Origin of the sequence: Endozoicomonas sp. ONNA1 (assembly GCF_024606325.1) — a bacterium.
Classification (GTDB): Bacteria; Pseudomonadota; Gammaproteobacteria; order Pseudomonadales; family Endozoicomonadaceae; genus Endozoicomonas_A.
Genome location: NZ_JAHHPN010000073.1, coordinates 1 through 9,931 on the forward strand (window position 1 = coordinate 1; position 9,931 = coordinate 9,931).

The 9,931-nt window shown below is 47.4% G+C and carries 8 protein-coding genes and 1 pseudogene; 3 read left to right on the forward strand and 6 right to left on the reverse strand.

Translation table 11 applies throughout. The features are described from left to right. Positions 1-224: 224 nt before the first annotated feature. Together aceA and KDK19_RS01625 are read left to right on the forward strand one after the other, a co-directional pair. Complete coding sequence (gene aceA, locus KDK19_RS01620) at positions 225-1,496, forward strand: isocitrate lyase (RefSeq protein WP_257254859.1); 1,272 nt, start codon at positions 225-227, stop codon at positions 1,494-1,496. Positions 1,497-1,677: 181 nt separating this feature from the next. Continuing rightward, positions 1,678-2,679, forward strand: coding sequence for a threonine/serine dehydratase (locus tag KDK19_RS01625; protein ID WP_257291208.1), 1,002 nt, complete (start codon positions 1,678-1,680; stop codon positions 2,677-2,679). A gap of 67 nt (positions 2,680-2,746) precedes the next feature. On the opposite strand, the gene KDK19_RS01630 is transcribed toward KDK19_RS01625, so the two are convergent. The 4 genes from KDK19_RS01630 to ppsA form a co-directional block, all read right to left on the reverse strand. Continuing rightward, the gene (locus KDK19_RS01630; RefSeq protein WP_257291209.1) at positions 2,747-3,376 is read right to left on the reverse strand and encodes a LysE family translocator; all 630 of its coding nucleotides are present in this window, start codon (positions 3,374-3,376) and stop codon (positions 2,747-2,749) included. After that, positions 3,376-3,657, reverse strand: coding sequence for a hypothetical protein (locus KDK19_RS01635; RefSeq protein ID WP_257291210.1), 282 nt, complete (start codon positions 3,655-3,657; stop codon positions 3,376-3,378). Before KDK19_RS01635 ends, KDK19_RS01630 begins: the two co-directional genes overlap by 1 nt. A gap of 269 nt (positions 3,658-3,926) precedes the next feature. After that, positions 3,927-4,409, reverse strand: coding sequence for a ribonuclease E activity regulator RraA (gene rraA, locus KDK19_RS01640; protein WP_257291211.1), 483 nt, complete (start codon positions 4,407-4,409; stop codon positions 3,927-3,929). A 142-nt stretch (positions 4,410-4,551) separates the two neighbouring features. Then, positions 4,552-6,921, reverse strand: a complete 2,370-nt coding sequence (gene ppsA / locus KDK19_RS01645; protein WP_257291212.1) for a phosphoenolpyruvate synthase — start codon at positions 6,919-6,921, stop codon at positions 4,552-4,554. A gap of 205 nt (positions 6,922-7,126) precedes the next feature. Here ppsA and KDK19_RS01650 point away from each other — a divergent pair, with 205 nt between their 5' ends. Continuing rightward, positions 7,127-7,948, forward strand: coding sequence for a pyruvate, water dikinase regulatory protein (locus KDK19_RS01650; protein WP_257254865.1), 822 nt, complete (start codon positions 7,127-7,129; stop codon positions 7,946-7,948). A gap of 20 nt (positions 7,949-7,968) precedes the next feature. Here KDK19_RS01650 and prpF read toward each other — a convergent pair whose 3' ends face one another. Both prpF and KDK19_RS01660 read right to left on the reverse strand, forming a co-directional pair. Further along, on the reverse strand, positions 7,969-9,159 hold the full coding sequence (gene prpF / locus KDK19_RS01655) for a 2-methylaconitate cis-trans isomerase PrpF (RefSeq protein ID WP_257254866.1): 1,191 nt from the start codon (positions 9,157-9,159) through the stop codon (positions 7,969-7,971). Between the two features lie 2 nt (positions 9,160-9,161). Continuing rightward, positions 9,162-9,931 (reverse strand): annotated as a pseudogene (locus KDK19_RS01660) (Fe/S-dependent 2-methylisocitrate dehydratase AcnD); the annotation flags it as partial.

Consider the following 9,931-nt stretch of genomic DNA (forward strand, 5'->3'; position numbering starts at 1 on the left):
TGTGCCCTGCATCGTGATGCAACAAAGGACTCCAGGCCATACGAAGCTGGATAGCGAATATCCACTCCTTTAGTAAAAGACTCAGCCTTTAAAGAAGGGGTAAAGTGGTATTTTCGATGAGAATATCCACTATAACGATAATAAATTATCAAGTTTGTTATCTTTTGTTATAGATTGAAATTGCCTTGACAAACAACCGTTTGACTTTCAGGAGAGGCGATACAATGTCTACTTATAATCGCGCTGAAGAGATTGCCCGCATCGAAAAGGACTGGTCAGAAAATCCTCGTTGGGCCAACGTAAAACGCACCTACAAAGCTGAGGATGTGGTCCGTCTGCGCGGTTCTATAAAGGTAGAAAATACCTTTGCGCAAATGGGAGCAAACAAGCTTTGGACTTTACTCTATGAAAATAAGTCACGCAAGGGTTACGTTAACAGTCTGGGATCACTGACAGGGGGTCAGGCACTGCAACAGGTTAAGGCGGGACTGGAAGCCGTTTACCTGTCCGGCTGGCAGGTGGCCGCGGACAATAATTCAGCCAGCTCTATGTATCCCGACCAATCTCTCTACCCGGTAGACTCAGTACCGGCGTTAATTGAAAGAATGAACAATAGTTTCATGAGAGCAGACCAGATCCAATGGAAAAACGGCATCGAACCCGGCGATGAAGGCTACACAGATATGTTCGCCCCTATTATTGCCGACGGTGAAGATGGCTTTGGCGGAGTCCGTAACACTTATGAGCTAATGAAAAGCATGATCGAAGCCGGCGCTGCAGGCGTTCACTTTGAGGACCAGCTGGCTTCCGTCAAAAAGTGCGGCCACATGGGTGGCAAAGTGCTTGTCCCTACTCAGGAAGCTGTCGACAAACTGATTTCTGCCCGACTGGCTGCCGATGTTGCCGGAGTGCCCACTCTGCTTATGGCAAGAACCGATGCCAGCACGGCTGATCTGATCACCTCCGACATTGATGACTATGATCGACCTTTCCTGACGGGTGAGAGAACCAAAGAAGGCTTCTATCGCACCCGCAAGGGAATTGAACAGGCAATTGCCCGAGGACTGGCTTACGCACCTTTTGCTGATCTTCTCTGGTACGAGTCGGCGTCACCGGATCTGGATGAGGCCAGAACCTTTGCCCAGGCTATCCGTTCCGAATACCCGGATCAATTGCTGGCCTACAATTGCTCTTCTTCCTTTAACTGGAAAAAGAACATGGACGATAAAACTATTGCCCGCTTCCAGGATGAACTGAGTGAGATGGGCTACAAATTTCAGTTCATCACACTGGCGGGCATTCATAGCATGTGGCACAACATGTTCGATCTGGCCTACCACTATGGTCAGGGGCAGGGCATGAAACATTATGCGGAGATGGTTCAGCAACCAGAGCAGGCGGCATTTGAACGAGGTTACACCTTCTTATGCCCCCAGAAAGAAGTGGGTACAGGTTACTTTGACCATATCACGCACGTGATTCAAAAAGACCGCTAGTCACTCAACCGATTATGGGGAGTTTTTGGATTTCCCAGGATGTTTACCAGCTGACAGCAGCTCTTCATCTCTCAAGAGATGAAGAGCTGCTTCTGATCCCGCACAATTTTCCAAACCGATAGGAACCCCTACTTCCTGCATAGTGTCTATCCTGTACAGAGTTGTACAAAATGGAACCCCTATGCCGACCCCCCTGTCTACCCCTGGCTTGAAAACCCTGAAAAAAATCTACCAAAGCCAGCAGAGCTACACTCGAAAGACACCTCTGATTCACAGCGAAGAGCTGGGAGCCAGAGTTCAGGGCAAAGTATTTGTGAAAGCTGAATCTTTGCAAAAAACCGGCGCTTTCAAATTCAGGGGAGCCCTTCACAGACTGCTTCAGCTGACTGAACAGGAGAAATCACGCGGCGTTGTTGCCTACTCTTCCGGCAATTTTGCCAGAGGGCTGGCCGCAGCAGGCGAAATTCTGGGCATTGATGTTCACATTGTTATGCCCGCCGATGCCCCCAAGAACAAAATAGACAGTGCCCTTGCCCACGGCGCCGAAGTCAAACTCTGTGATGAATCTCAACCATCCAGAGAGGAGGCAGCTGCTGCGGAGGCCGTTAAACTCTCCCAACAGCATAACTACTCTCTTCTTCACCCTTTTGATGATGCCACCCTGATACAAGGTCAGTCCGCTGTCGCTATGGAAACTTCCGAACAGCTTGAGCAGCTTGGAGAGACTTGCCACTTTTTGTTATGTCCAACCGGTGGAGGCAGTCTGGTTGCAGGCTCAAGTATGGTCTTTAACACCGTCAACTACCCTGAAACTCAGGTACTGGCTATTGAACCGTCCGGATATGAAGGAATGACCTTGTCGATTGAAGAAGGTCGTCGGGCCAGGGCAAATGGCAATCTCGTCAGCTCCTGTGACGCTCTTCAAGCCCTGAGCCCCGGTGAAACCAATTTCTTGATCGTACAGAATTCTGAGGTCGCAGGGCTGGCCGTTGATGAAGCGTTTGTAAATGAAGGCATTAGATTTGCTGCATTTAATATGAAACTTATCCTCGAACCCAGCGGCGCTATCGGACTCGGAGCACTGTTACAGCACTCAGAAAAGTTCAGAGAAAAGACAACCGTGATCATTGCCTCAGGAGGAAACATCGATATTGAAGAGTACGCCAGAATCATTCAACAATGACCCGATCCTGCTGTAAAGATCAGATATCACCTCATTAAAATAAGGCTTTAGAATCTGAAAAAAGCAGCTAAACAATCAATACTGCTGCAATGCCCGCTATTATGTAGAAAGCACCTGTAGATCTATCAAATATAGATTTGCTCTTTTCTGTTCTTAGAATAGGCTTTATGATTATAGCTAGAAGACCGTAGAGTAATTTGCAAACTAAATCTACCAGCATCCAAGTCACAACAACAATTACAATTTGATCCAACAATGGTTTTTCTGATGAAATAAATTGAGGCAAGAAGGCCATGAAAAAGATAATATCTTTTGGATTACTTGCCCCTAAAAAAAATGATTTTTTAAATAAATTATTAAATTTTGGAGATTCGCCAGACTCAAAATCCGTTGTGCTTTCAGGTATTTTATTAATAGATCCTCTGATAGTCATAAATCCCAGATATACTAAATAAACTGCACCTAAAACCTTCAGCATCATAAATAAATGATCAGAAGCAGTAATTATGACGCCTAACCCAGTTGCGGACACAACTAAATACAAGGATGATGCAGCAGTTCCACCTAAAAAAGAGGGATATGATCTAATAATTCCATAACGTAAAGAATTGGAAACCATCAACAAGGATAAAGGACCTGGTATCATAATGACCAGAAAAATTGAAACCAAGTATAAAACCCAAACTTCAAAACCCATTATTTTTCTCTTAAAACTATCAGAGTTTTTGTTAATAAATGCACAGCCTTTTCAACACCTGAATATTTTACATTCTCTTCAGAAACATGACTTGGCTTTTCAAAAAAAGGCAAAAATATCATAGCAATAGGAGTAATAATCCTACCTACTGTCAGCATAAAATCATTATTGCAACTCAGCTCATATGAGCGATTTATTAATATTGATGCTTTATGCATAGCATCTTTACGAAAGCCCAAAGGGACTGCCACTGCATGACCTGCTCTACCGGAAATTGTCAAAGTATAAGGGTCTGCACCCTGAATTGAGGTAACTATTCCAAGAGGTAGGCCTTTGCTGAACAGAACCCTGTTGAATATTTACTTCTCAAGAACCCATTAAATTATCTCTTAACAATTTTACTTATTCCAGCTAACTCATGAGACTTATTTACAACATTAATACCTGAAGAGCCTTTTTTATTAAAAAAGCTCTGCTCTGCTCTTTCATTATCAGGGATAAAACTTCGCTACTCATAAATCTTATGGTGATCTAAAAGCGAAGAAGCTTATCAAATCAACCTTTCCTGAGAGAACAGAATTCCATTATTATCGGCGTAGACATAACCCCCGGGTGCAAAATCAACACCATGAAAAGAGACCACCAGATTACTTTCACCCACACCCTTTTTATCCGTTTTCATGGGATGACAACCCAGCGCCTGAACGCCCAATGACAAATCGGCAATGATATCGACATCCCTGATGCAGCCATAAATAATAATCCCTGCCCAACCGTTTTCAACGGCTCGCTCTGCCAGCATATCGCCCAGCATGGCTCTGCGCATGGACCCCCCGCCATCAACTACCAGCACCCTGCCCTCTCCTGGCTGAACTACCCACTCACGCACCAGGGAATTATCTTCAAAACATTTCAGGGTCACGACTTGCCCATGAAAAGCATTAACGCCACCAAAGTTCCTGAAACCAGATTCAGCAACGGAAACCTGCTCGGGAAATTCATCACAAAGATCAGGGGTAGTAAACTGGGTCATTCTTCTTTCCTTATTTTTACAGACAGGATCTGATGGCAAAAAGTCTACAGGAATCAGGAGAGTAAAGAAGACAAGGGAATTGAATAGTCAGTATAAACAGAGATGATGAAGCCCGCATTGCGAGCTTCATCTTTGCATCAAACTATTGAGATCCATTATCAGCAAGGTACAACCAGGTTTCCAGCACAGAATCCGGATTCAGGGATACTGTTTCAATACCCTCCTCCATCAGCCACTTGGCGAGATCAGGGTGGTCACTGGGGCCCTGACCGCAAATACCTATGTACTTACCTTGCTTTCTACAAGCCTGAATAGCCATCGACAATAACTGCTTGATGGCCGGATTACGTTCATCAAAGAGATGGGCAATCAAGCCAGAATCCCGGTCCAGACCCAGAGTTAGCTGAGTCATATCATTGGAACCAATGGAGTAACCATCAAAGTACTGAAGGAAGTCCTCTGCCATCAACGCATTGGAAGGCAGCTCGCACATCATGATGACTCGCAGACCGTTTTCACCTCGTTTCAGACCCAACTTTTCCATGATGGCAGTCACCTGAGCTGCTTCGTTCGGCGTTCTAACAAATGGCACCATCAGCTCAACATTGGCCAGCCCCATTTCATCACGAACCCGCTTCATGGCCCGGCATTCCAGTTCAAAACAATCCTGAAAATCTTCAGAGATATAACGTGACGCTCCCCGGAAGCCCAGCATCGGGTTTTCTTCATGGGGCTCATAGAGATGGCCACCCAACAGATTGAAGTACTCATTGGACTTGAAGTCAGATAAGCGAACAATGACTTTTTCCGGAGCAAAGGCTGCGGCAATGGTAGAGACGCCTTCCACCAGCTTATCAACATAAAAGTCTACCGGACTGCTATAGCCTGAAATGCGCTCCCCCACCTGACGCTTCACATCCGCAGGCAGCCGCTCAAAATTCAGCAGGGCTTTGGGGTGCACACCAATCATCTTGTTGATGATGAATTCAAGCCTGGCCAGACCTACTCCCTTATTGGGCAGTCGAGAGAAGCTGAAAGCACGGTCTGGATTTCCCACGTTCATCATCAGCTTAAAAGGCAGTTCCGGCATAACATCCAGATCTCTGACCTTATGTTCAAAGTTCAACAAGCCCTCATAAATAAAACCCGTATCACCTTCTGCACAGGAGACCGTTACGAAAGCACCTTCCCTGAGCCTGTAAGTCGCATCGCCGCAACCCACAACAGCAGGAATGCCCAGCTCACGAGCAATGATAGCCGCATGACAGGTTCTGCCACCCCGATTCGTCACGATGGCAGACGCCCGTTTCATCACCGGCTCCCAATCAGGATCAGTCATGTCAGTAACCAGCACATCGCCTTGCTGAACCTTGTCCATCTCATCAATATCTTCAATCAGGCGAACCTTGCCCTGACCGATTTTCTGACCAATACTGCGACCTTCAACCAGCAATTCCCCCTTCTCTCTAAGGATGTAACTTTCCAGTTTTCTGCCACTATTCTGGCTTTGCACGGTTTCAGGGCGAGCCTGCACAATATAGAGTTGCTGATCATCACCATCTTTAGCCCACTCGACATCCATTGGGCAGCCGTAATGCGCTTCAATAGCCATGGCCTGACGGCACAATTCGGTGGCGTCCTCATCGCTGATAGAAAACTGCCCTCTGGCATCCAGATCCACATCAACTGTTTCTACCGAACGCCCTGCAGAACCGCCCCGCCCGTATACCATCTTAATCGCCTTGCTGCCCAGGGTACGTCTCAAAACACCAGGGCGTCCGGCTCTGACTGCAGGCTTGTAGACGTAAAATTCATCCGGATTGACGGCACCCTGTACGACCGTCTCCCCCAAACCGTAAGAAGCCGTAATAAATACAGCCTGATCAAAACCAGACTCAGTATCCAGAGTAAAGAGAACCCCGGAAGAACCGGTCTCGCTGCGTACCATTCTCTGAATACCGGCAGACAGCGCCACATTCCTGTGATCAAAGCCCTGATGAACACGGTAAGCAATAGCTCGGTCATTAAAAAGTGAAGCAAACACTTCGCGAACAGCTACCAATACGTTTTCTGCGCCGCGAATATTCAGGAAAGTCTCTTGTTGACCAGCAAAAGAGGCGTCTGGAAGGTCTTCCGCCGTTGCCGAGGAGCGAACCGCCACTGGCAGATCATCATCTCCGGAAAGAGACTGGTAAGCTTTGATAATGGACTCTTCCAGTTCCGGCCTGAAAGGCTCATCCATAATCCAGCGACGTATTTTTGCACCAGCCGTGGTCAGTGCCCTGATATCATTGATATCCAGGTCATCCAGAAGGCTATGAATTCTTTGATACAATCCATTGCCATCGAGAAAGTCCCGATAAGCCTCTGCCGTTGTTGCAAAACCACCAGGGACTTTTACCCCGACTTTGCTCAAACCACTGATCATCTCGCCCAGAGAGGCGTTCTTCCCGCCTACTTTTTCGACGTCACCCATGCCCAGAGTTTCCAGGCCCACTACAAAATTATTCAAAGCAGCATTCCCCGCTCTTTTCTATCTGCTTATGGCTGTTTCGGCTAGCCAGGTGCGCTTGTATGCTTATGGCCGGCGCTTGGCTTTCTTGTACAAAAGACAACCGTCTGATATACCAAATTCAGTCCAGCCTATCGCTTCCGTGTTTCGGCAGGTACACTATGTTAGATTTTGTTATAAAATGAAATACCTTGAAGGAAAAAAAGTGAAAAGAACGGCAATTTTTGTTTCAGACGGTACCGGAATCACTGCAGAGTCGTTCGGACAGAGCCTCCTCGCGCAATTTGAAGGTCATGAGTTTCAACACGTTACCTTCCCTTATATAGATTCAACTGAAAAAACCATTCAGCTGATTGAGAAGATTCACAGTATTCACAAAGAAGAACAAATTAGACCTGTCGTCTTCATGACAGTACTGAATGAAGACGTTAGTCGCATACTCCACACGAGTGGTGCCTATATAATAGACCTCTTCCAAACTTTTCTACCGGGCCTTGAGCATGAGTTTGGTCAACACCCTCTCTATAGAACAGGCAAGAAACGTTCCACAACTCACAGCCACAGTTACCACCGACGTATAGAAGCCGTTCAATTTGCTCTTGATAATGATGACGGAGCAAAAACAAGAAATTATGACAAAGCGGATATTATTCTGCTGGGAGCATCCAGAAGTGGTAAAACTCCGTCCTGCATTTACCTGGGTCTGCAGTTTGGTATCTTTGCAGCGAACTATCCCATCACAGAAGAAGATCTGGATGAACCACTCAGGCTTCCCAAACCCTTGCAACCACACAGGGACAAACTATTCGGACTGACGATACACCCCGGCCGACTGGCTGGTATTCGTAACGAGAGACGCCCGAACTCACGTTATTCGTCCAGTCAGCAATGTCAGTTTGAAATCCACACGATTGAGCGGATTTATCGCAAGGAGCGTATTCCCTATATCAACAGTACTGATTACTCCGTTGAAGAAATTTCTACTCGTATCATGGATCTTGCTCAACTGAAACGACGACTGAAGTAGTATTTAACGGACTCACGAATTTAAAAAGAATCTCCGGGGATCTTTACCCAGCCTTCCATGAGAACTCGGGCACTGCGACTCATAATGGCTTTTTTCGCCCTCCACTCTCCGTTTTCCAAGACAGGTTCGGCTCCAACACGCAGAATTCCGGAAGGGTGTCCGAAACGAACCCTTTTATGTTCACCGCCACCTGCCGCCAGGTTCACCAGTGTTCCGGGAATAGCAGCAGCAATACCGATGGCTACCGCAGCGGTACCCATCATCGCGTGGTGAAGCTTACCCATAGACAAGGCTCTCACTAACAGATCAATATCATCCATTTTGATCTCTTTACCACTGGATGCGGTATAAGGGGTGGGCTTAGCCACAAAGGCTATCTTGGGAGTGTGCTGACGTTGCGCAGCTTCATCTATATGGTCAATGAGCCCCATCTTAACCGCAGCATGAGCGCGAATAGTTTCAAAACGAGCCAGCGCCTCTTGGTCGCCATTTATGGCCTCCTGCAACTCGGTTCCGGTATAGCCCAACTCCTGCGCATTCAGGAAAACAGTTGGAATACCCGCATTAATCAGCGTCACTTTTAGCCTCGCACACTCCACAACATGAGTAGGAACTTCCAGATCATCGATCAGGTTACCCGTTGGAAACATAGCCCCTTCGTCGTCTGCTGGATCAAGAAACTCCACCTGAACTTCTGCCGCCGGGAAAGTGACACCATCCAGCTCAAAGTCTCCAGTTTCCTGGACCTCTCCGTTAGTGATGGGCACATAAGCAACGATGGTCTTTTTGATGTTGGCCTGCCAGATGCGCACTACAGAAACACCATTTACAGGTACACGAACGGGATCAACCAGACCTTTACTGATTGCAAACGCACCGACAGCAGCGGTCAGGTTGCCACAATTACCACTCCAGTCTACAAAGGGCTTATCAATGGAAACCTGACCAAACAGGTAATCAACATCGTGATCCGGCTGGCTGCTTTTCGACAAAATGACAGTTTTACTGGTGCTTGAAGTAGCCCCCCCCATACCGTCAGTATGCTTCCCGTAGGGGTCAGGGCTACCAATCACACGCAACAACAGGTTGTCCCGGACTTCGCCGGCAACCTGTGCGCGCTCAGGCAGATCTTCCAGACTAAAGAAAACGCCTTTACTGGTGCCGCCTCTAATATAACTAGCGGGCACCTTGATCTGAGGCTCATGCGACATTCTTATTTGCCCTCCAGAAAGTCCTTGGCAAATCGTTGCAGTACACCACCAGCAGCGTATACAGACACTTCTTCTTCCGTATCAAGACGACAAATGACGGGCACTTCCAACCTTTTTCCATTGGCACGGTGAATCAGCAGCGTCAGGTTCGCTAGTGGCCTACGCCTGCCGACTACATCATAGGTTTCAGTACCATCCAGACCCAGAGTCTTTCGGGTGGTGCCATCCTTGAATTCCAGCGGCAGAACCCCCATACCCACCAGATTGGTTCTATGGATACGTTCAAAACCTTCAGCCACGATGACTTCAACACCGGCTAGACGTACACCTTTCGCAGCCCAATCACGGGATGACCCCTGACCATAATCGGCACCTGCAACAATAATCAGTGGCTGCTTGCGGTTCATGTAGGTTTCAATCGCTTCCCACATTCGGGTTTCTTTACCTTCAGGCTCAATACGGGCCAGAGAACCCTGTTTCACTGCTCCCCTGTCATCGAGGCACATTTCGTTCAGCAGTTTAGGGTTGGCAAAAGTCGCTCGCTGTGCGGTTAGATGGTCACCACGATGTGTGGCATAAGAGTTGAAATCCTCTTCAGGCAATCCCATTTTCGAAAGATATTCACCCGCAGCAGAAGTTGCCAGGATGGCATTTGATGGTGACAGGTGATCGGTAGTAATGTTGTCACCCAGGAGAGCCAGAAGGCGCATGCCTTTCAAAGTTCGCTCTCCGGCCAGAGCTCCTTCCCAGTATGGAGGACGCCGTATGTAGG

Excerpts from the sequence above, each read along its gene's own strand:
- KDK19_RS01630 (WP_257291209.1), bottom strand. The coding sequence starts at position 3,376 with ATGGGTTTTGAAGTTTGGGTTTTATACTTGGTTTCAATTTTTCTGGTC.
- prpF (WP_257254866.1), bottom strand. The coding sequence starts at position 9,159 with ATGTCGCATGAGCCTCAGATCAAGGTGCCCGCTAGTTATATTAGAGGC.
- rraA (WP_257291211.1), bottom strand. The coding sequence starts at position 4,409 with ATGACCCAGTTTACTACCCCTGATCTTTGTGATGAATTTCCCGAGCAG.
- KDK19_RS01625 (WP_257291208.1), top strand. The coding sequence starts at position 1,678 with ATGCCGACCCCCCTGTCTACCCCTGGCTTGAAAACCCTGAAAAAAATC.
- aceA (WP_257254859.1), top strand. The coding sequence starts at position 225 with ATGTCTACTTATAATCGCGCTGAAGAGATTGCCCGCATCGAAAAGGAC.